The sequence below is a fragment of the Micromonospora sp. NBC_00860 genome, from assembly GCF_045207375.1.
Taxonomy (GTDB): domain Bacteria; phylum Actinomycetota; class Actinomycetes; order Mycobacteriales; family Micromonosporaceae; genus Micromonospora; species Micromonospora vinacea.
This window is the reverse complement of sequence record NZ_CP108825.1, coordinates 3,698,276-3,718,949: the sequence shown is the minus strand read 5'-3', so window position 1 is coordinate 3,718,949 and position 20,674 is coordinate 3,698,276. Positions and strand designations below refer to the sequence as shown.

Below are 20,674 nucleotides of genomic sequence, written 5' to 3'. Positions count from 1 at the left end.
CCTGCTCTGCTTGGTCAATCGGTGCTTCGGTTGGTCGATCCACCGGGCCCGACACCGGCGCCCGGGTCAGGCTAGTCCAGGGTCAGCAGGCCCTGTTCGGACACCACGCGCACTGACAACGTCTTGTACCCGACCTCATCGAAGAGAACAGTCATCTTGTCCTCCTCGTACGACAGCACCAGGCCGGGTCCCCACTCCGGGTGACGCACCTGGCTGTGCACCGGGAACGGCCCGACGGCACCCTGGTCGGCCACGCTGGTGCCGTTGTGGCAGTTGTCGCAGTGGCCGCAGACCTGCGTCATCTGCTCGCCGAAGTAGGCCAGCAGGGTCTGCCCCCGGCAGGCGGTGGTCTCGGCGAAGGCCCGCATCATGTCGGTGCGGGACCGGGTCACCGTCTGCTGGCGCTCCGCCTCGGCCAGCGCCGCCGCGGCGGCGTCGGTCGGGGTGGGGGAGTAACGGGGCGCGCCGAGGCGCTGCCGGGCGCGCGGCTCGGCCGCACCGACCTGCTCCAACAGGGAGAGGTACTGGCCCAGCTTGCGCGGCCCGAGGCCGGTGGTCTCGCGCAGCTCGGTCTTGGTGGCCGGCTTGCGGCGCAGCAGCGCGGCCAGGTCGCGCAGCTCGTCGACGTCGGGCAGGCCGCCGCTGAAGAACCGTTGCAGGCCCACGTCCTCGGCCTGCCAGAGCAGCAGCACCCGGGCCGGTTGCCCGTCGCGGCCGGCCCGGCCGATCTCCTGGAAGTAGCTGTCCGGCGAGTCGGGCAGCGCCATGTGCACCACCCAGGCGATGTTCGGCTTGTCGATGCCCATGCCGAACGCCGAGGTCGCCACCATGATCGGCACCTGGTCGGCGAGGAAGGCCTCGTGCAGTTCGTGGCGTGCGCCGGCCGCCATCCCGCCGTGGTAGAACTGCGCCGGGTAGCCGGCGTCGGTCAACCGGGTGGACAACTCCTCGGCGGCACGGCGGGTGGGCACGTAGATGATTCCGGGCCGCTCGTCGTCGCTCAGCAGCGCGATCAGTCGCCGCCACCGGTAGTCCTCGGTGGGGCAGTGCGCGACCTCGACGAACAGGTTCGGCCGGTCCAGCCCGGAGACCACCACCTCGGGCTCGCGCAGCCGCAGCCGGGCGATGATGTCGTCGCGTACCGGAGGGGAGGCGGTGGCGGTCAGCGCGACCACCGGCGGTCGGCCGATGCCGTCGATGAGGTGCCCGAGCGCCAGGTAGTCGGGGCGGAAGTCGTGCCCCCACGCGGAGATGCAGTGCGCCTCGTCGATCGCCACCAGCGCCGGTTTCAGCCCGGCGACCTCGGCCATCCGCTCGGGGTTGCTGAGCTGTTCCGGTGTGATGAAGAGGAACTCCGCCCGGCCCTCGCGGATCTCGGAGATCGCCTCGGCCTGCTGGGTGGGCGACTCGTTCGAGCTGATCCGCACCGCCCGCAGCTCCGGGCGTTGCCGCTCGTTGAGGGAGGCGATCTGGTCCTGCTGGAGGGCCAGCAGGGGGGAGATCACCACGGTGGGGCCGGGGATCAGGCTGGCCGGAATCTGGTAGATCGCCGACTTGCCGGCCCCGGTGGGCAACACCACCAGGGCGTCGCGTCGCTTCATCACCGCGCGCATGGCGGCCAGTTGGTTGGGTCGCAGCGCCTTCCAGCCGAAAAGGCTGCGGGCCGCGCGGCGCAACGTCATCGAATGCGTGGACAGTTTCATCGAGGGCCGGAGGTACCCGAGCCCGTGACCGCCGAAACGCTTTCGACGATCATGGGCTCGCCGATCGGCGGCTCAGCTCAGCCGGGGCAGGACCTCGCGCTGGTAGAGGTCGAACAGACCCTGGTAGTGCGGGCCGGTGTTGGCCACGTAGACCTCGTCGAAGCCGGCCTTGGCGTACTGGTCGATCATCTCCAGGTGCGCGTCGGCGCTGTTGCCGCAGACGAACGCCTCCTTCAGCATCTCCGGCTTGACCAGCTCGGCGGCCTGCTCGAAGTGTCGCGGCGAGGGCAGCACCTGGGACAGCTCACCCGGCACCCCCGCGTTGGGCCAGCGCTCGTACGCGATGCGCATGCCCTCGTCCTCGCTGTCCGCGTACGCCGCCTTGAAGCCGGCCTGGCAAGGCTTGTCGCCGCCGCCGTTCTCGCGGAAGCGCCGGACCATCTCGCCGTCGGGCATGGTGCTCACGTAACCGTCACCGATCCGGGCGGCCAGGTCGACGGACTTCGGCCCGAAGCCGGAGACGTAGATCGGCGGGGGAGTGTCGGGCAGGGTGTAGATCCGGGCCTGCTCCACTGTGTAGTGCTTGCCGTGGTGGTTGACGAAGCCGCCACCCCACAGTGCTCGCAGCACCTCGACGGCTTCCTCCAGCATTTCCAGCCGGACGTCGGCCTGCGGCCAGGCGTCGCCGAAGATGTGCTCGTTGAGTGCCTCGCCGGTGCCGACGCCGAGCACGAACCGCCCGCCGTGCAGCACCGCGCTGGTCGCCGCGGCCTGTGCGATAACGGCGGGGTGGATCCGCACGGTGGGGCAGGTCACCGCCGTGGTCACCGGCAGCGAACAGACCTGGCTGAGCGCGCCGATCATCGACCAGACGAACGGGCTCTGGCCCTGTGCGTCCACCCAGGGGTGGTAGTGGTCGGAGATCCACAGCGCCTCGAAGCCGGCCCGTTCGGCACCGCGCGCCTGCTCCAGCAACTCGGCTGGCGTGAACTCCTCACTGGACAGAAAGTATCCGATCTTCATGGCTTACCCCTTCGGCGCGCGGACCTGCTGATGGGGAATGCCGTACCCCGGTCGTGGTCGGCCACACCCGGACCGTCGGGCACGGATCGGTACGGGTTGCTCAGCGTCGACCGAACATCGCCCGGATCGCGGCGAGGAGCAACAGGGCGCCGACCACCAGGCCTAGCAGGCGTACGCCGGGGATGTCGGCCGGGCTCGTCGCGTCGGCCAGCAGGACGGGATCCATCCCCGCACTCTCCCCGGGAAGCGGGCCGCCAGGCAACTGTAAGGTTTATTGACTATTGAATCGCTCAGTGTGACCATGGCAGGACCGCCTGCCGGTGGCGGTGCGCCGAGGGCGCGCGAGAGATGGGGTACGGGGGCCGCATGAGCGAGCGCAACCAGCGGATCGACGGGGGCGCACCGTCGCCGGTGATCGACATCGATCACTACCAGGGGGCGGCGTGACCACCACCGGGCACCTCCCGGCGCTCGCCGCCGCAGTCCTGCAACCCGGCTTCGTCGGCACCACCCCACCACCGTGGGTGTGCCGCTGGCTCGGCGAGGGTCTCGGCTCGGTGGTGCTCTTCGCCCGCAACGTCGTCGACACCGAGCAGGTGGCCGCGCTCACCGCGACGCTGCGCGCGGAACGGCCGGACGTCATCGTGGCGATCGACGAGGAGGCTGGCGACGTCACCCGGCTGGAGTCGGTACACGGCAGCTCCCGGCCCGGCAACTTCGCCCTCGGCGCCGTCGACGACCCGGAGCTGACCGAGGCCGTCGCCCGGGACCTCGGCGCCGAACTGGCCGCCGCGGGGATCACCCTCAACTACGCCCCGGACGCCGACGTCAACTCCAACCCGGCGAACCCGGTGATCGGTGTCCGTTCCTTCGGCGCCGACCCGGTGCTGGTCGCGCGGCACACCGCCGCCTGGGTCCGCGGTCTTCAGGCCGGCGGCGTCGCGGCCTGCGCCAAACACTTCCCCGGGCACGGCGACACCCGGGTCGACTCACACCACGACCTGCCCCGGATCACCGCCGACCGCGACCGGCTCGACGCCTGCGAACTGGCCCCGTTCCGCGCCGCCGTGGCCGCCGGGGTGCAGGCGGTGATGACCGGCCACCTGCTGGTGCCCGCCCTCGACCCGCAGCTGCCGGCGACGCTGAGTCAGCGCATCCTGGGCGGGTTGCTCCGCGACGAGCTGGGCTTCTCCGGCGTGGTGGTCACCGACGCGGTAGAGATGCGCGCGGTAGCCGACCGGTACGGCTTCGCCGGTGCCACGATCCGCGCCCTGGCCGCCGGGGCCGACGCCATCTGCATCGGTGGCGAACGGGCCGACGAGCACGCCGCCAGCGAGCTGCGCGACGCCATCGTGGCCGCCGTCGTCTCCGGTGAGCTGCCCGAGGAACGCCTCGCCGAGGCCGCGAAGCGCGTCGGTCAACTCGCCGCCTGGACGGTGGGCGCCCGCAGCGCCGGCACTGTCGGCGCGCGCGGCGCCGCAGACGTCGGGCTGGTCGCCGCCCGCCGGGCCGTCCGGGTCACCGCAGCCCCGGGCACGACGGTGGCACTGCCCCTGACCCGCGCGGCGCACGTCGTCGAGTTCGAGCCGCTGCGCAACATCGCCATCGGCGCCGAGACCCCGTGGGGCATCGGCCTGCCACTGGCCGAACTGCTGCCCGACACCAGCACGGTCCGCTACGCCGAACCCGACGTGCCGGCCGACCCGGGCGCCGGGGCGGGCAACCGCCCCCTGGTCCTGGTCGTCCGTGACCTGCACCGGCACGACTGGATGCGCGCCGCAGTGCAGCGTGCGTTGGCCGCCCGGCCGGACGCGGTCGTCGTCGAGTTGGGCGTGCCCGAGCTGGTCACCGGGGCGGTGCACCTGGCCACCCACGGCGCCACCCGGGCCAGCGGGCGGGCCGCCGCCGAGGTGCTCACCGGCGCCCGCTGACCGGCCGCCCTACGGAAGGTCGGCGACCAGGTCGGCGTACTCGGGGTGCTTGTCGATGAACGCGGCCATGAAGGGGCACTGCGGCACCAGCTTCGTGCCGCGTGCCCGGAGCTGGTCCAGGGTGCCGCGGATCAGCGTGCCGCCCACCCCCTTGCCCTGAAAGCCCCGATCCACCTCGGTGTGGGTGAAGACCAGGACCTCCCCACGCGGCAGGTACGCGGTGAAGCCGGCCAGCGCGTCGTCGACCAGGATCTCGAAGCGGTGCTTCGCCGGGTTGTCCTCGACCAGGGTGCTCATCCGGCCATTCTCCCCGCCAGGTCGGCCAGCGCGTCGAGTTCGCCGAGCAGCCGGTCCACCTCGTCGGCAGTGTTGTAGTGGTAGATGCTGGCCCGCACCGCGCCGCCGCTGTCGCGCAGACCCATCAGCTGGAAGTACTCGTACGCGTAGTAGTCGCCGACGGAGAGGCAGAACCCGGCGGAGCCCAACGCCTCCTGGGTGGCTCCCGGCGACATCCCGGCGACCCGGAACGACACCGTCGGGCAGCGCCGCGCCGGCGAGCCGTAGACGGTGATCGCCGGCCGCTGCGCCAGCCCGGCGAGCAGGCGGTCCAGCAGGGCCTCCTCGTGCGCCTGGGCGGCGGCCAGGCCGGCCCGCAGCCGCGCCCGCCGGTCCCCGACCGCGTCCGGGTCCAACCCGGCCAGGTGATCCACAGCGGCGGCCACACCGGCCAGCAGGGGGAAGCTCGGCGTGCCGTACTCGAACCGGTCCGGCACCGCGTCGGAGGACGGCACCAGCTTCGCCGGGCGCAGCGCCGCCCACCGGGCCGGGTCCGCCACCATCGCCGCCAGGTGCGGACCGGACCACTTGTACGCGCTGGTGACCAGCACGTCGGCGCCGAGCGAGGCCAGGTCGGTCGGCCCGTGCGGAACCGAGTGCACAGCGTCGACATGGACCAACGCGCCGACCGCGTGCGCGGTCTTGGCGATCGCCGACACGTCCGGCATGGTGCCGATGGCGTTGCTGCCGGCGGTCACCGCTACCAACCGGGTCCGCTCACCCACCAGGTCCGCGTACTGGGCCGCGGGCAGCTCACCGGTGTGCCGGTCGACCTCGGCCCAGCGCACCGTCGCGCCGGCCGCCTCGGCGGCCTGCACCCACGGTCGTACGTTCGCGTCGTGGTCGAGCCGGGAGACCACCACCTCGTCACCCGGGCGCCAGGTCGCGCCGAGCGTACGGGCCAGGGTGTACGTCAGGGCGGTAGCGCTCGGGCCGAGCACGACCCCGGCCGGGTCGGCGCCGAGCAGGTCGGCCACCGCCGAACGGGCCCCGGCCACCAACTCCAACGACCGGCGACCCGCAACGTTGGCGGCGCTGCGATTACCGACCGCCGACCGCATGGCGTCGGTGACCGCGTCGATCACACCGGCCGCGGTCTGGGTGCCCCCGGCACCGTCGAAGTGGACGAAACCCTCGGTCAGGGCGGGGTAGGCGGCCCGGGTACGGGCGATGTCGAACGGCATGTCCGGGACCCTAGCCGGTGCTCCCCGTGCCCTGGTCGGCCGCCAGGTGCACCGTTCGGCGGTGGCGTCGCGGATGTCTCGTACTCTTGGCGGGGTGACGAACCGACCCGCCACCATGCCCATTCCCCCCGTCCGCCGCGCCGCCGGTCTCTTCGCCGGTCTGGCGCTCGGCCTCGCCGTGCTCGCCGGGTGCAGCTCCCAGGGAGCTTCCACCGACTGCGGGCTGGACGCCTGCACTGTCACCTTCGAGCGGGGTGTCGACGCGAGCGCCACCATCCTGGGCGTCGAGGCCAAGCTGGTCGGCGCCGAGGGTGACCAGGTGACCGTCGAGGTCGCCGGTGAGCAGCTCACCCTGACCACCGGCCAGCAGGCCGCCGAGGCCGGGGGCTTCGCGGTCACCCTGGACAGCGTGACCGACCAGCAGGTCAAGATTCGCGTATCGCGCAACCCGGGCAGCTGACCTGGGCGGGCGGCGGTGGCCGACGTTTGGGAATCTTCAGAATCGGAGATTGTGACGCCATGTCACTCACCCGTAGCGCCGAAGCCACCGCCTCCCGTACGGCGGACAGCCGGTGGCTGGAACTCCTCGCCCGGGCCGGCTTCATCGGCTACGGCATCGTCCACCTCCTCTTCGCCTGGTTGGCGTTGCAGATCGCGTTCGGTACGTCGTCCGACGACGGCGACCAGTCCGGCGCGCTGCGTACCCTCTCCGCACAGCCGCTCGGCAAGTTCCTGGTCATCGCCGTCGCGGTCGGCCTGCTCGCGATGGCGATCTGGCAGGCGCTGGAGGCGGCGGTCGGGCACCGCGCCGAGCGCGGCAAGGAGCGGGTCACGGAACGGCTCGCCTCGGCCGGCCGGACCATCGTCTACCTCTACTTCGCCTGGACCGCCTTCAAGGTCTTCAAGGACGCCGGGTCGAACAGCGCCGACCAGCAGGAGGCGTTGACCGGCAAGCTGATGACCTCCAGCGGTGGCCGCTGGCTCGTCGGCCTGGCCGGGCTGGTGCTCGCCGCGATCGGTGTCGGCCTGGTCATCTACGGGGCCGTCAAGCGGTTCGAGAAGCACCTGAAGACCGGCGAGATGAGCCCGAAGACCCGCCAGCTCGCCCGCCGGCTGGGCATGGCCGGATACATCGCCAAGGGCGTCGCGTACGGCATCGCCGGTCTGCTGATCATCGTGGCCGCGGTCAAGTACGACCCGGAGAAGGCACGTGGTCTGGACGCCGCGCTGCACGCCCTGCGAGAGCAGTCGTACGGCACGTTCCTGCTGACCCTTGTCGCCCTCGGCATCGCCGCCTTCGGCGTGTACTGCTTCCTCCAGTCCCGGTACCGCAAGGTCTGAACTGGTCGATTCCCGGGCCGTCGGGCACTCTTGGGCTTTTGCCCGAAGTGCCCGACGCCTGGTCGAAGGGGAGCATCGAAGCCGTGCAGAACTATCTCGAAACGGCCGTCGCCGCGCTCGTCGCGGCGGCGGTCGCCCTGTTCCTGGTCGAGGTCGTCCACCGGTTGACCCGGCGGTTCGGCCGCCGATCACTGCTGCTGACCGAGCTGACCGACCACGCGCACCGTCCGTTCCAGGTCGCCGGAACGGTCCTGGCCGTGCAGTTCGCCGTCCGCTTCAGCACCGGGTACGCGGTCGGCGAGAGCTGGCGGCGGCTGCTGCTGCACCTGCTCATCCTCGGCGTCATCGCCACAGTGGCCTGGCTGGTCGCCGGTCTGCTTGTCGTCGTGGAGGACACCGCGCTGGCCCGGTTCCGGGTCGACGTACCGGACAACCGGCACGCCCGGCGGGTCCGGACCCAGGTGGTGATGCTGCGCCGACTGACCATCGCGGTGATCGTCATCCTGGCCGTTGGCGTGATGCTGATGACGTTCCCCAGCGTGCGGGGCATCGGCGCCGGTGTGCTCACCTCGGCCGGTGTGGTCGGTGTGGTGGCCGCGCTCGCCGCGCAGAGCCTGCTCGGCAACGTCTTCGCCGGCCTCCAGCTCGCCTTCAGCGACGCCGTCCGGCTCGATGACGTGGTCGTCGTCGAGGGGGAGTGGGGTCGCATCGAGGAGCTGACCCTCAGCTACGTCGTGGTGCAGATCTGGGACGACCGCCGGTTGATCCTGCCCACCTCGTACTTCACCAGCAAGCCCTTCCAGAACTGGACCCGGACCGAGGCGGCGGTGCTCGGCACCGCCGAGTTCGACGTCGACTGGGCGGTGCCGGTGCAGACGATGCGTGAGGAGCTGCGCCGCCTCGTCGAGGGCACCGAGCTGTGGGACGGGCGGGTCTGCGTCCTCCAGGTCACCGACGCCACCGGCGGGACGGTCCGGTTGCGGGCGCTGGTCAGCGCCGCCGACGCGGGCAGCCTGTGGGACCTGCGCTGCCTCGTCCGGGAGCACCTGGTCGCCTGGATCCGGGACAACCGCCCGACCGCGATGCCCCGGCTGCGCACCGAGCTGGGCGACGCCACCAGCAACCTGTCCTGGCAGTGGGTGCAACCGCGGCGGCCGGCCCGCCCGTCCGACACCGAGGCGCCCGACGACGCCCGGGTCTTCGGCGGTAGCGACGACGGCGACGCCCGCAGCGAAGCCTTCGTAGGCCCCGAAGAAACCCGCCCCTGACATCCCGCACACCAGTCCGGGGTCGGTCAGGGCGCGGTGATCATGGGCTTGGCGGGTGGGTGCGTCTGGTTTGTCCCCGCCAACCTCATGATCACCGCTGCGGGGGCGCGGAGCCGGGGGCCGGGCCCGGGGGAGCGGGGTCCGTTGCGGGAGGTTTGGTCGGGCTTGGGTGGGGGATGTGCTGCCGGACGTCTCTGGCGTGATCGCGGCGGCTGGCCGCGTATCGGCGGCGCGGCGTCCGGACAACGGGGACGGTGAGCTGCTTGGCGCGCTTTAGGATTGACGAGCGGCGACTTCGGGCATACAGCGCGGTGATGAGGAAAGGAGGACAGCATGGCTGACGTGGCGAAAGCCCGCACATCCCAGAACGGGAGCGAGCCCTCCACCGCCGAGTTGGTGCAGCGGGCCACCGAGCAGATCTCCCGCCTCGTGCGGGACGAACTGACGCTGGCCCGAGCTGAGTTGACCCAGAAGGGTAAGCACGCGGGCATCGGGCTCGGCCTGTTCGGCGGCGGTGGCGCGCTCGCGTTCTTCGGTCTGGGCGCGCTGGTCGCCACGGCGATCCTGCTGCTCGACCTGGTGTTGCCCGCCTGGGCCGCGGCGCTGATCGTGGCGGTGGCCTGCTTCCTGGTGGCCGGCATCCTCGCCCTGGTGGGCAAGAAGCAGGTCAGCCGTGCCGTCCCGCCGATGCCTGCGGCCACGGTCCGCAGCCTCCGGGCAGACATGGACACTGTCACCGCCGCGGTGAAGGACAGGGGGCGGCAATGACCGGCAACGGGACCGGCGACACGGAGGCCCTCCGCGAGGAGATCCGTCGCACCCGGGTCGAGTTGGGCGAGACGATGGAGGCGTTGGCCGCCAAGGCCGACGTCAAGGCGCGTCTCAAGGAGTCCGCCGAGCAGGCCAAGGAGCGGATGCGGGAGCAGGCGGCGCAGACCGTCGCTCGGGTCCGCGGACAGGCCGCGCGTGGCGCCGGGATGGCGCGGGCGCAGGCGTACGAGAAGGGCGAGTTGGTACGCGCACAGGCGTACGACAAGGGCGAGTTGGTGCGCCGCAACCCGGTGCCGTGGGCGGCCATCGCGGCCGGTGCGGTGGCCACCGTGGTGGTGCTGATGATCGTGCGGGGGAGGCGTAGGTGAGTAAGAGCATCGGCAGGGTCGCGTACCGGCCGGTCGGCGTGTTGTTGGGTATCGCCGCGGGCACGGTGGCCGGGGCGATCTTCCGGCAGGTCTGGAAGGTCACCGCGGGCGATGGTGAGGCCCCCAACGCGACCGACGAGGATCGCGGCTGGGGCGAGATCCTGGCCGCCGCGGCGTTGCAGGGCGCCATCTTCGCTGTCGTCCGGGCCGCAGTGGACCGGGGCGGCGCGGTCGGCGTACGCCGGATGACCGGCAGCTGGCCGGACTGACCAGCAGCGACTTCAGCCCCCTTCCCGCATCGATGGGAAGGGGGCTTTCGCATGGCATCGCACGCCGCCCGGCACACCTGAGGCATCCGTCAGGTCACATGTCGGAGAAATTCGTTGGAGAGGTCGTGACAGACTTTTTACCTCCGTGATTTGCTGGTCCCCGCTGTTGCGAGATGGCGTGGGTTGAGAGAAGTCTCCTTCGTGGGGCTGCCTCAGGCGCCGCTGCTCAAAAACGGCCAATCGGCCGGACGGCGTGCACGGCCGCCAGTTTTTAGAGGGAGATACACATGGCTCAGGGAACCGTGAAGTGGTTCAACGCTGACAAGGGCTTCGGCTTCATCACCGTCGATGGTGGGGGTGCTGACGTGTTCGTCCACTTCTCGGCCATCCAGACCAGCGGCTACCGCTCGCTGGAGGAGAACCAGCGGGTGGAGTTCGAGATCGCTCAGGGTCAGAAGGGCCCGCAGGCTGAGCAGGTCCGTCCCATCTGAGTAGGACGGCCGGCCCCCGCCGGCCAGTGGGACGATCCGGCTCACGGGTCGCGGTAAAGCCCCGCATCCCGGTTGGGATGCGGGGCTTTCGCCTGCTCGGGCTCCCCGGTGCGGCGACCGGTCAGCGTCGACGCGAGCGCAGGCCGAGCCAGATCACCACCAGCCCGGCCGCCGCCACGAGCGGGCCGATCACCGCCCAGATCTTCTCGTCGGTCATCACGCTGCCGCTGACGTAGCCGAGGCCCTGGACCGTCCACACCGCACCGATCACCACGGCCAGCAGGCCGAGGGTGAGCGGAAGCCAGCCCCTCATCGCGTCCCCTCTCCGCCGCCCGGGGCGGCGCGCCGCAGTCCAGCATCGCGGGCCGGGCGGTGCGACGCGAGCACCCCGGGCGCGCGGGTCACCACCGGTCGTGCACCTGCGGGCGGATCAGCTCGTCGTAGGTCTCGCGTACGGCTGCCAGCTGCTCGTCGGTGAGCGGGGACAGGGTCGCCGCGGCCGCGTTGCGTCGGGCCTGGTCGGCGTCGCGGGCACCGGGGATGACCACTGTGACGCCCGCCTGGTCCAACACCCAGCGCAGCGCGAACTGCGCCATCGTGCGGTCCGCGTCGACAAGCGGGGCCAGCCGGCGTACGGCGGCCAGACCTCTGTCGAAGTCGACTCCGGAGAACGTCTCCCCGACGTCGAAGGCCGCGCCGTGCCGGTTGTAGTTGCGGTGGTCGTCGGCGGGGAACTCGGTGTGCTCGTCGTAACGGCCGGACAGCAGGCCGCTGGCGAGCGGCACGCGGGCGATGATGCCGACCCCGGCTGCCGCCGCGGCGGGCAGCACACGCTCCAGGGGCTTGTGGCGAACCGCGTTGAGGATGATCTGGACGCTGGCCACCCCCGGTCGGGCGATCGCGGTGAGGGCCTGGTCGCAGGTCTCGACGCTGACCCCGTACCCGGCGATGGCCTTCTCGGCGACGAGGGTGTCCAGGCCGTCGAAGACCTCGTCGGAGGAGAAGACCTCGGTGGGTGGGCAGTGCAGCTGGACCAGGTCCAGCGTGTCCATGCCCAGGTTGGCCCGGGAGCGGTCGGTCCACTGCCGGAAGTTGGCCAGTGTGTACGCCTCCGGCCGCTGCTCGACGCGGCGGCCCATCTTGGTGGCGACGGTCAGCCCGGCGTCGGGTCGGGTGCGCAGGAAGCGGCCGATCAGCTGCTCGCTGCGGCCGTCGCCGTACACGTCGGCGGTGTCGAGGAAGGTGACCCCGGCGTCCACGGCGGCGGCGAGCACCGCCATGGCGTCGTCTTCGCTGACGGTGCCCCAGTCGGCGCCGAGTTGCCACGCGCCCAGGCCGACCGCGCCAACGGTCCGGCCGAGCCGGTTGAAGCTGCGCTGTTCCATGCCCCGAGCCTAGTGATCGGGTTGCCACCCTGCCACGCGAGCCGTACCTTCAGCAGTACGGACGTACGGTTAGGGAGGCGACCATGTGGGACCCGACGACCTACCTGCGCTTCGGCGACGAGCGGTCCCGGCCGTTTCACGACCTCCTCGCCCGGGTGCCGGCCGACCGACCCCGGACCGTTGTCGACCTCGGCTGCGGCCCCGGTCAGCTCACCGCCGTCCTCGCCGAGCGCTGGCCGACGAGTCGGGTGCTCGGCCTCGACTCCTCACCTGACATGATCGAGCGGGCCGAGGCCCTCGGCGCGCCCGTCGACTTCGCCGTCGCCGACCTTCGCGACTGGGGTCCGACCGGCGACGAGGACGTGGTGGTCAGCAACGCGGCGTTGCAGTGGGTTCCCGGCCACCAGGACCTGCTGCGCCGCTGGGCCGCCGAGCTGCCCGCCGGGGCCTGGCTCGCCATGCAGGTCCCCGGCAACTTCGCCGCCGACTCGCACCGCGCCCTGCGGGAGGTCGCCAACCGGCCGACCTGGCGGGCCGACGTCGCGCCGCTGCTGCGCGCGGACCCGGTCGACGACCCGGCCGACTACGCGGCGCTGCTGACCGCCGCCGGCTGCGCGGTGGACGCCTGGGAGACTACCTACGTGCACCTCCTGCCGGCTCGACCCGCCGCCGAGCACCCGGTGCTGGCCTGGATGGAGGGCACCGCGCTGCGCCCGGTCCGGGCCGCACTGGACGCCGCCGGCTGGTCCGCCTTCCGCGCCGAGCTGGGAGTACGGCTCACCGCGGTGTACCCGGTGCGGCAGGGTCAGGTGTACTTCCCGTTCCGCCGCGTCTTCGTCGTCGCCCGCACCGGCGACCATGCCCAGGAGAACCCGTGACCGACCTGCCCACCTTCATCGCCGGCCTGCCCAAGGTGGAGCTGCACGTGCACCACGTCGGCTCCGCCTCGCCCCGGATCGTCGCCGAGTTGGCCGCCCGCCACGAGGGACGCACCCCCGTGCCGGCCGACCCGGACGCGCTGGCCAGCTACTTCGAGTTCCGCGACTTCGCGCACTTCATCGAGGTCTACCTGAGCGTCGTGGACCTCATCCGTGACCCGGAGGACGTCTGGATCCTCACCCACGAGGTGGCCCGGGAGCTGGCCCGCCAACAGGTCCGGTACGCGGAGCTGACCATCACCCCGTACTCGCACGTCCGACGGGGCATTCCCGCGCCGGCGTTCTGCGAGGCCATCGAGGACGCCCGCAAGCGCGCCCTGGCCGACTTCGGCATCGAGCTGCGCTGGTGCTTCGACATCCCCGGCGAGGCCGGCCTGCCGGCGGCCGAGGAGACGCTGCGCATCGCCCTGGACGAGCGCCCGGACGGGCTGGTCAGTTTCGGTCTGGGCGGCCCGGAGATCGGCGTACCCCGACCGCAGTTCCGGCAGTACTTCGACCAGGCCCGCGCCGCCGGCCTGCGCTCGGTGCCGCACGCCGGGGAGACCACCGGACCGCAGACCGTCTGGGACGCGCTGAACGAGCTGGGCGCCGAGCGGATCGGGCACGGCATCTCCGCCGCGCAGGACCCGCAGCTGCTCGCGTACCTGGCCGAGCGGCAGATCGGGATGGAGATCTGCCCGACGTCCAACGTCCGCACCCGGGCGGTGGCCACCCTCGATGAGCACCCGCTTCCCCAACTGGTCGCCGCCGGGCTGCTGGTCACCATCAACTCCGACGACCCGCCGATGTTCGGCACCACCCTCAACGACGAGTACGCGGTGGCGGCCCGCCTGCTCGGGGTGGGCACCGAGGGCCTTGCCGGGCTGGCCCGCAACGCGGTGACCGCGTCCTTCCTCGACCCCACCGGCAAGCAGCGGATCCTCGACGAGATCGACGCGTACCTCGCCACCGCTGGCTGAGCTGGTCGGTCGGTCGAGCAGGGCGCGCGGCGGGAGCGTGGGTGTGGGGGGACCTGTGACTCCCGCCGCGCGCGCGACTCCACCGGCCCTGGGTGCGTGGTGCGCTCGGCCGGTGGAACTGGTGGGTTCGTGCTCTGATCCTGTCAGCCCGTGACCGATCCGACGCGGTCGTTAACCGCGATCTAAGGAAGACTTGCGCCGGCGCACAGCCCCGGGGGTTCGGCCGGGTCAGTCGTCGGTGGGGCGCTGGCGGGGCCAGCGACGTCCGCTGGCCTTGGTGTCCCGGGCGTCGCGGGCCATCCGGCCGACCAGACCGAAGCGGCTGACCTGCCGGGGAGTCGCCTCCGGGTCGGCGAGCAGCATCACCACGCTGGCACCGCCCAGCCGGGCGCGGTCGATGCTCACCGAGCCATTTGCCTGCAACGCCACCCGCTTGGCGATGTCCAGGCCGAGCCCGGTCGAACCCTGGTCACTGGCGCCCCGGCGCAGCGCCCGGTCCGGGTTGGCGATGCCGGGGCCGGCGTCGTCGATCCGGATCGCCACGTAACCGTCGCGCCGGGACACGGCCACCTCGAACGCGGTGCCCTGCGGGGTGTACCGGAAGACGTTGCCGATCACCGCGTCCAGCGCGGCGGCCAGCTCGGCCCGCGGCACCGGCGCCGGGATGCGCAGCTGCGCGCCGTTGACCCGGTGCGGCCGGTTCTGGTCGCCAGCGAGGGCCGCCCAGAACACCATCCGGTCCCGGACCACCTCGCTGACGTCGCACATCGCCGGCCCGGCCTCTAGCGCCACCGTCTTACGGGTGGTCTTGATCAGCACGTCGATCTCACCCTCCAGGGTGACGATCGCCTGCCGGATCCGCCGGATCCCGCGCAGCCGGTCCAGCTCCGCAGGGCTGAACGAACCCACGCTGGTGTCGTCGGACTCCAACGCCTCCGCGTCCAACCGCAGCACCGTCAACGGGGTGCGCAGACGATGCGACAGGTCGGCCACCAGCTCCCGCTCGTCGGTGCGGGCGGCGTCCAGCCGGTCCGCCATCCGGTTGAAGGCGTACCCGGCCTCGGCCAACTCGCGCGGACCGGTCGGCTCGACACGTACGCCGAGGTCGCCGTCGCCGACGGAGAGCGCGGCCTTGACCAGCCCTCGGGTCGAGTCCACAGCGCGGGCGGCGACCCGGTCGACCACCAGCACCGCCGCGCCGGCCAGCGCCGCGCCGACAGCGAACAGCAGCAGCCAGGTGCCGCCCGCGCCCTCGCCCAGCGTCGACTCCGGAAGGAACACCTCGACCACGGCAGTCCGGTCACCGAGGACGACCGGGTCGAGCCGGGCCACACCCCCGTCGACGTCGACGACCAACGACTGGCGCTCCGAGCGTGCCCGGTCCAGGTCGCTGCCGCTGGCCCGACCGGCGGACTCGTCCAACCCCAAGCCGTGCACCACGGGCCGGGTGGGGGCGCCCTCGGCGCTGGCCACCACTGCACGCTCGACGACCGCCGGGTCGGTACTCACCGCCAGCGCGCCGGTCACCAGCGCGCTGCGCCGCGCCGCGTCGGCGATCGCCTCGTCCCGGCTCTGCTCCCGCAGGCTGAGCCCGAGCGGGATCAGGAACGCGAGCGCGACGAGACTGCACATGCCGGCCGTGAGCAGGGCCAGCGCCGTCCTCAGTCCGGTGCCACCAGCCGGAATCCGACCCCCCGCACGGTGCGCAGGTAGCGCGGCTTCGCCGCGGACTCGCCCATCTTTCTGCGGAGCCAGTACAGGTGAACGTCGATGGTCTGATCCTCGCCGACCGATGGCTGCCGCCATACCTCCTCCAAGAGTTCCCGGCGGGACACTACCCGCCCAGGTCGTGCGGCGAGATACGCCAGCAGGTCGAATTCCTTGCGGGTCAGCGCCAGCGGCTCCCCGTCGAGCTGGGCGCTGCGCTCGCCCACGTCCACCCGCAGCCCGCCGACGCTGTGCACCGCGGGCTGCACGGACCGACTGGCCCGACCGGCCCGCCGCAGCACCGTGGTGATCCGGGCGTCCAGGTGCGCCCCGGTGAACGGCTTGACCATGTAGTCGTCGGCGCCGGCGCGCAGGAGCTTGACCACCGACTGCTCGTCGTCGCGGGCGGTGGCGATGATGATCGGCACGTCGGTGATGCCGCGCAGCATCCGCAGCGCGTCCGAGCCGTCCAGGTCGGGCAGGCCGAGGTCGAGCACCACCAGGTCGGGTGTCTCCGCGGCGACCCGACGCAGGGCGTCCAACGCCGTACCCACGGCGTGCACGGCATGCCCCCGGTCGGTGAGGGACCGCAGCATCGCGCCGCGTACGACGTGATCGTCTTCGACCAGGAGCACGGAGGCCACGACAAGACCGTACTTGGCCTGGCAAGTTGATCGCGTTGCGGCGTGCCTGGCGACCGGGCAAGCTGGTACGACGATGTCGTTCACCCTGTTCGCCGATGCCCGCCTGGCGCTCGCCCGGGACAGCCTCGCCGGTCTCTCCACCGGCGACGCGCTCGGCGCGCAGTACTTCCTGCCGACGCCGGCGCCAGTGGACCTCGCCACCGACGCCCTACCGTCGGCGCCCTGGGAATGGACCGACGACACCGAGATGGCCTGCTCGGTCCTCGCCCAGTTGGCCGACTCCGGCGGCATCGACCGGGACCGGCTGGCCCTCTCCTTCGCCCAGCGGTGCACTGAGCGCCGAGGCTACGGCGCGGGCGCGATGCTGATCCTGGGGCTGATCCGTGACGGCACCCCGTGGCCGCTGGCCGCCGCCTCCGCCTTCGACGGGCAGGGCTCCTGCGGCAACGGCGCGGCGATGCGGGTCGGCCCGCTGGGCGCGTACTTCGCCGACTCGACAGCGCGCGCCGCGGCGCAGGCCCGCGCCTCCGCGGAGGTGACGCACGCCCACCCGGAGGGGATCGCCGGTGCGGTCGCGGTCGCCGTCGCCGCCGCGCTGGCCGCCCGGGCCCGCCTCGACGGGCACCGGCCGCCGCCGGAGCGGCTGCTCGCCGGGATCGCCGCCGTGCTCGACCCGGGCACCGAGGTGCACCGGGGCGTACTCCGGGCCGCCGGGTTGCTCGGCCGGCCGCTGCCCCGGGTGGTGGCGGCGCTCGGCAACGGCTCCCGGGTGACCGCCCAGGACACCGTCGGGTTCACCCTCTGGGTGGCCGCCACCCACCTGGACGACTATCCGGCGGCCATCGAGACGTGCGTACGGGCCGGTGGGGACGTGGACACCACGTCGGCCATCGCAGGGGCGGTGGTGGCGGCACACACCGGCGTCGGCACCCCGGGCGGGGTGCCCGAGAAGTGGCTGGCCGCCCGCGAACCGCTACCTACCTGGCTCCCCTGATCCCCGGGGATCCCTGGCCAACCGGGCTGCGCCTGCGCTGCGCCTGCGCTGCGCCTGCGCTGCGCACGATCAACTCGGCTTCCTGAAAATCGGGCCGTCCGCGCGGCTTGGATGCCGCGGTTTCCGGAAAGCCGAGTGGATCACCGCTAGATCGGGTTGTCCGTGCGGCTTGGATACCACGGTTTCCGGGAACCCGAGTGGATCAGCGCGATGCAGCGGGAACAGCGGGCTGCGGGTTGGCTGGCGTCGGGTCTGGCGTTGCGGTGTCGTCTCCGCGGCCGGTTATCTCGGCCAGCGTCGCGGCCTCGTCCGGGCCGCCGGTCACCTCGGCGAGCGCGGTGGCCTCGTCCGGGTCGCGTCGGCGCCACCGGCTGACCAGCCAGCCGATCGCCGCGCCGCCGCCCAGCCCGGCGAGCAGGCCGGCGGCCAGCATCCCGTCGGCGCTGCCCCCGTCGGCACCGCCCGATCGGGCCGGCGGCGCGGCGTCCGCACCGTCGCCCGCGGCGGTCGGTGCGCCAGCCGCCGGGCCACCGTGCCCGCCGTGTGCGGCCGGACCCGCCGCGCCGGGCGCCGCCGGCAGCAGGGTGAGGGTCGGGGCCCGGTGCGGACCGGCGGCGTCCGCCCACCGGACCACAGTGCCGTCGGCGTACGTCTGGACGACCTCGAAGGTGAGCCGCTCGGCCTGCGGCATCGGCCCCATGGAGAGCGCCAACCGGGCCGGTCCGCTGTCACTCGCGCCGACCCGGACCCAGGTCACCGCTGTGGTCACAGTGCTCACCCCGGCGGAGTGGATGCCGGCCACCGGCTTGTCCAGGGTGCGGGAGCTGATCCGGGGCGCCCAACCGTTCACCGACATGGGGTAGACCTCGGCGATCGGCGCGTCGGCCGGCAGCCGGACCTCGATCTGTTTGGTCTTCGTGCCGGCCCGCTCCTCCGGAACGCTGAATTCCAGCCGCACCGCGTCGCCCTGCCGGGCCTCGGTCGGGGTGGTCGTCACGTCCGCCGCGTACGCCGCGCCGGGCCAGAGCAGCAGCCCAGCGGCGGTCACCGCGGTCGCCGCCACGATCCGCCGCCGACGGCCACCGCCGTACGTGCTCGCCATCTCGTGCCCCCATCCGTCTCGACGCGGCCGGCACCGGTTTCCGGCCACACCCTCTAGTTCGGCTGCGAGGCGCGAAAGGTTCAACGTCGGCGGTAAGGAGGTGCCCTTCCCGGCCGGGGGCGGGGCGACCGATAGCATCGGCAGGAGCCGAGGATCGGCACCGTTTCGTACCACTTGGAGGAGTCACCGTGTCCGCACCCCGTACCCCCGCCGTGGCCGACCCCGTCGTCGTCGCCGCCGGGACCACGGCGGCCGACGCGGTGGCCGCGGCCGGACTGCCCGCGAACGGCCCCAAGGCGATCGTCGTGGTCCGCGACCCGCAGGGCCAGCTGCGCGACCTGGACTGGACGCCGGCCGAGGAGACCGTCGTCGAGCCGGTCAGCCTGGACTCGCCCGACGGGCTCAACGTGCTGCGCCACTCCACCGCGCACGTGCTCGCCCAGGCCGTGCAGGACATCTTCCCCGAGGCCAAGCTGGGCATCGGCCCGCCCATCGAGAACGGCTTCTACTACGACTTCGACGTCGACAAGCCGTTCCAGCCCGATGACCTCAGCAAGCTCGAGAAGCGCATGCAGGAGATCATCAAGTCCGGGCAGCGGTTCCGTCGCCGCCGCTTCGGCAGCCTGGACGAGGCGCGCTCCGAGCTGGCCGACGAGCCGTTCAAGCTGGAGCTGATCGAGGTCAAGGGCGAGGGTCTGGACACCGCCGAGGTGATGGAGGTGGGCGGCGGCGAGCTGACCATCTACGACAACCTCGACGCCAAGGAGGACAAGGTCTGCTGGTCGGACCTGTGCCGGGGCCCGCACCTGCCGACCACCCGACTGATCGGCGCGTTCAAGCTGATGCGCTCCGCCGCCGCCTACTGGCGGGGGTCGGAGAAGAACCCCCAACTACAGCGGGTGTACGGCACCGCGTGGCCGACCCGCGACGAGCTCAAGGCGTACCTGAAGCTGTTGGAGGAGGCCGCCCGGCGCGACCACCGCAAGCTCGGCGCGGACCTCGACCTGTTCAGCTTCCCCGACGAGATCGGTTCCGGCCTGGCGGTCTTCCACCCCAAGGGCGGCATCATCCGCCGGGAGATGGAGCACTACTCCCGCCAGCGGCACGAGGCCGCCGGGTACGAGTTCGTCAACACCCCGCACATCACCAAGGCGCAGCTGTTCCAGACGTCCGGCCACCTGCCCTACTACGCGGACACCATGTTCCCGCCCATGCAGCTGGAGGGCGCGGACTACTACCTCAAGGCGATGAACTGCCCGATGCACAACCTGATCTTCAGGTCGCGCGGGCGGTCGTACCGGGAGCTGCCGCTGCGGATGTTCGAGTTCGGCACTGTCTACCGGTACGAGAAGTCCGGCGTCGTGCACGGCCTCACCCGGGTCCGTGGCCTGACCCAGGACGACTCGCACATCTACTGCACCCGCGAGCAGATGGCCGGCGAGCTGTCCACGCTGCTCAGCTTCGTCCTCGACCTGCTGCGCGACTACGGCCTGGACGACTTCTACCTGGAACTGTCGACCCGGGACGACTCGCCCAAGTTCATCGGCGCCGAGGAGGACTGGGCCGAGGCCACCGAGGCGCTGCGGACCGCCGCCGCCACCTCTGGCCTGGACCTGGTGCCCGACCCGGGCGGCGCGGCGTTCTACGGGCCGAAGATCTCCGTGCAGGCCCGCGACGCCATCGGCCGGACCTGGCAGATGTCCACCATCCAGGTCGACTTCAACCAGCCGGAGCGGTTCGCGTTGGAGTACCAGGCCGCCGACGGTAGCCGGCAACGGCCGGTCATGATCCACCGTGCGCTGTTCGGGTCGATCGAACGGTTCTTCGGGGTGCTCACCGAGCACTACGCGGGTGCCTTCCCGGCCTGGCTGGCACCGGTGCAGGTGGTGGGCATCCCGATCCGCGAGGACCACACCGACTACCTGCACGGCTTCGTCGCCGCGCTGCGCGCCGAGGGCATCCGGGCACAGGTGGACGCGGGTGACGACCGGATGCAGAAGAAGATCCGGACGGCGCAGCAGCAGAAGATCCCGTTCATGGTGATCGCCGGTGACGACGACGTGGCCGCCGGCACTGTCTCGTTCCGCTACCGCGACGGCTCCCAGCGCAACGGGGTGCCGGTCGCCGAGGCGGTGACCCACGTGCTGGACGTGGTCAGCTCGCGGACCAACATCGGCCCCTCCGCCGCCGCCGAGTAGCGGAACCGCCGCGCGCGGTCCGCGTGCCGCATGATCGTGTGCGATCCAGGCAGTGGTGGCCT

22 protein-coding genes are annotated in these 20,674 nt (G+C 72.2%); 12 read left to right on the top strand and 10 right to left on the bottom strand.

Going from position 1 to position 20,674, the window contains the following annotated elements:
• Positions 1-71: 71 nt before the first annotated feature.
• The 3 genes from OH804_RS17025 to OH804_RS17015 all read right to left on the bottom strand — a co-directional run bounded on the left by OH804_RS17025 (position 72) and on the right by OH804_RS17015 (position 2,952).
• Positions 72-1,703: a RecQ family ATP-dependent DNA helicase gene (locus tag OH804_RS17025; RefSeq protein WP_406066353.1), complete on the bottom strand. Its 1,632-nt coding sequence runs from the start codon at positions 1,701-1,703 to the stop codon at positions 72-74.
• A 72-nt stretch (positions 1,704-1,775) separates the two neighbouring features.
• On the bottom strand, positions 1,776-2,726 hold the full coding sequence (locus OH804_RS17020) for a TIGR03557 family F420-dependent LLM class oxidoreductase (RefSeq protein ID WP_406066351.1): 951 nt from the start codon (positions 2,724-2,726) through the stop codon (positions 1,776-1,778).
• 100 nt (positions 2,727-2,826) lie between these two features.
• On the bottom strand, positions 2,827-2,952 hold the full coding sequence (locus tag OH804_RS17015; protein ID WP_255750123.1) for a hypothetical protein: 126 nt from the start codon (positions 2,950-2,952) through the stop codon (positions 2,827-2,829).
• A gap of 217 nt (positions 2,953-3,169) precedes the next feature.
• Between OH804_RS17015 and OH804_RS17010 the strand changes: the two genes are divergently transcribed.
• Positions 3,170-4,657, top strand: coding sequence for a glycoside hydrolase family 3 protein (locus tag OH804_RS17010; RefSeq protein WP_196922210.1), 1,488 nt, complete (start codon positions 3,170-3,172; stop codon positions 4,655-4,657).
• A gap of 9 nt (positions 4,658-4,666) precedes the next feature.
• Here OH804_RS17010 and OH804_RS17005 read toward each other — a convergent pair whose 3' ends face one another.
• Both OH804_RS17005 and OH804_RS17000 read right to left on the bottom strand, forming a co-directional pair.
• On the bottom strand, positions 4,667-4,954 hold the full coding sequence (locus OH804_RS17005; RefSeq protein WP_196922212.1) for a GNAT family N-acetyltransferase: 288 nt from the start codon (positions 4,952-4,954) through the stop codon (positions 4,667-4,669).
• A complete protein-coding gene (locus OH804_RS17000; RefSeq protein WP_406066348.1) occupies positions 4,951-6,177 on the bottom strand; it encodes a cysteine desulfurase-like protein in 1,227 nt (408 codons plus the stop codon). The genes OH804_RS17005 and OH804_RS17000 overlap by 4 nt, the downstream gene beginning before the upstream one ends.
• 94 nt (positions 6,178-6,271) lie before the next feature.
• On the opposite strand from OH804_RS17000, the gene OH804_RS16995 reads away from it, so the two are divergent.
• The 7 genes from OH804_RS16995 to OH804_RS16965 all read left to right on the top strand — a co-directional run bounded on the left by OH804_RS16995 (position 6,272) and on the right by OH804_RS16965 (position 10,685).
• A complete protein-coding gene (locus tag OH804_RS16995) occupies positions 6,272-6,637 on the top strand; it encodes a hypothetical protein (protein WP_372432984.1) in 366 nt (121 codons plus the stop codon).
• A 59-nt stretch (positions 6,638-6,696) separates the two neighbouring features.
• Positions 6,697-7,518 (top strand): DUF1206 domain-containing protein, encoded by an 822-nt coding sequence (locus OH804_RS16990; RefSeq protein ID WP_196922215.1) that lies wholly within the window; start codon positions 6,697-6,699, stop codon positions 7,516-7,518.
• An 83-nt stretch (positions 7,519-7,601) separates the two neighbouring features.
• Complete coding sequence (locus OH804_RS16985) at positions 7,602-8,786, top strand: mechanosensitive ion channel family protein (RefSeq protein ID WP_196922216.1); 1,185 nt, start codon at positions 7,602-7,604, stop codon at positions 8,784-8,786.
• 333 nt (positions 8,787-9,119) lie between these two features.
• A complete protein-coding gene (locus tag OH804_RS16980; RefSeq protein WP_196922217.1) occupies positions 9,120-9,554 on the top strand; it encodes a phage holin family protein in 435 nt (144 codons plus the stop codon).
• A complete protein-coding gene (locus OH804_RS16975; protein ID WP_196927356.1) occupies positions 9,551-9,925 on the top strand; it encodes a DUF3618 domain-containing protein in 375 nt (124 codons plus the stop codon). The genes OH804_RS16980 and OH804_RS16975 overlap by 4 nt, the downstream gene beginning before the upstream one ends.
• Positions 9,922-10,194, top strand: a complete 273-nt coding sequence (locus OH804_RS16970) for a DUF4235 domain-containing protein (protein ID WP_130400249.1) — start codon at positions 9,922-9,924, stop codon at positions 10,192-10,194. The genes OH804_RS16975 and OH804_RS16970 overlap by 4 nt, the downstream gene beginning before the upstream one ends.
• A 287-nt stretch (positions 10,195-10,481) precedes the next feature.
• Positions 10,482-10,685, top strand: coding sequence for a cold-shock protein (locus OH804_RS16965; RefSeq protein WP_030338233.1), 204 nt, complete (start codon positions 10,482-10,484; stop codon positions 10,683-10,685).
• A gap of 121 nt (positions 10,686-10,806) precedes the next feature.
• Here the strand turns inward: OH804_RS16965 and OH804_RS16960 are convergent, their stop codons facing one another.
• Together OH804_RS16960 and OH804_RS16955 are read right to left on the bottom strand one after the other, a co-directional pair.
• Positions 10,807-10,998: a hypothetical protein gene (locus OH804_RS16960; protein ID WP_196922219.1), complete on the bottom strand. Its 192-nt coding sequence runs from the start codon at positions 10,996-10,998 to the stop codon at positions 10,807-10,809.
• 88 nt (positions 10,999-11,086) lie between these two features.
• Positions 11,087-12,070 carry an aldo/keto reductase gene (locus OH804_RS16955; protein WP_350855859.1) on the bottom strand — a complete coding sequence of 328 codons (984 nt, stop codon included), beginning with the start codon at positions 12,068-12,070 and terminating at the stop codon, positions 11,087-11,089.
• Positions 12,071-12,153: 83 nt separating this feature from the next.
• Between OH804_RS16955 and OH804_RS16950 the strand changes: the two genes are divergently transcribed.
• Positions 12,154-12,948, top strand: a complete 795-nt coding sequence (locus OH804_RS16950) for a trans-aconitate 2-methyltransferase (protein ID WP_406066343.1) — start codon at positions 12,154-12,156, stop codon at positions 12,946-12,948.
• Positions 12,945-13,967: an adenosine deaminase gene (locus tag OH804_RS16945; RefSeq protein ID WP_406066341.1), complete on the top strand. Its 1,023-nt coding sequence runs from the start codon at positions 12,945-12,947 to the stop codon at positions 13,965-13,967. The genes OH804_RS16950 and OH804_RS16945 overlap by 4 nt, the downstream gene beginning before the upstream one ends.
• Positions 13,968-14,195: 228 nt before the next feature.
• Here OH804_RS16945 and OH804_RS16940 read toward each other — a convergent pair whose 3' ends face one another.
• Both OH804_RS16940 and OH804_RS16935 read right to left on the bottom strand, forming a co-directional pair.
• Positions 14,196-15,599 (bottom strand): HAMP domain-containing sensor histidine kinase, encoded by a 1,404-nt coding sequence (locus OH804_RS16940; RefSeq protein WP_196922223.1) that lies wholly within the window; start codon positions 15,597-15,599, stop codon positions 14,196-14,198.
• A gap of 29 nt (positions 15,600-15,628) precedes the next feature.
• Entirely contained in the window at positions 15,629-16,318 is a 690-nt protein-coding gene (locus OH804_RS16935) for a response regulator transcription factor (protein WP_091401712.1), read from the bottom strand.
• Between the two features lie 73 nt (positions 16,319-16,391).
• Between OH804_RS16935 and OH804_RS16930 the strand changes: the two genes are divergently transcribed.
• A complete protein-coding gene (locus OH804_RS16930; protein WP_406066338.1) occupies positions 16,392-17,312 on the top strand; it encodes an ADP-ribosylglycohydrolase family protein in 921 nt (306 codons plus the stop codon).
• 202 nt (positions 17,313-17,514) lie between these two features.
• Here OH804_RS16930 and OH804_RS16925 read toward each other — a convergent pair whose 3' ends face one another.
• Positions 17,515-18,414 (bottom strand): DUF1775 domain-containing protein, encoded by a 900-nt coding sequence (locus tag OH804_RS16925; protein WP_406066336.1) that lies wholly within the window; start codon positions 18,412-18,414, stop codon positions 17,515-17,517.
• A gap of 188 nt (positions 18,415-18,602) precedes the next feature.
• Between OH804_RS16925 and thrS the strand changes: the two genes are divergently transcribed.
• Positions 18,603-20,612, top strand: coding sequence for a threonine--tRNA ligase (gene thrS / locus OH804_RS16920; RefSeq protein WP_406066334.1), 2,010 nt, complete (start codon positions 18,603-18,605; stop codon positions 20,610-20,612).
• Positions 20,613-20,674 lie beyond the last annotated feature (62 nt).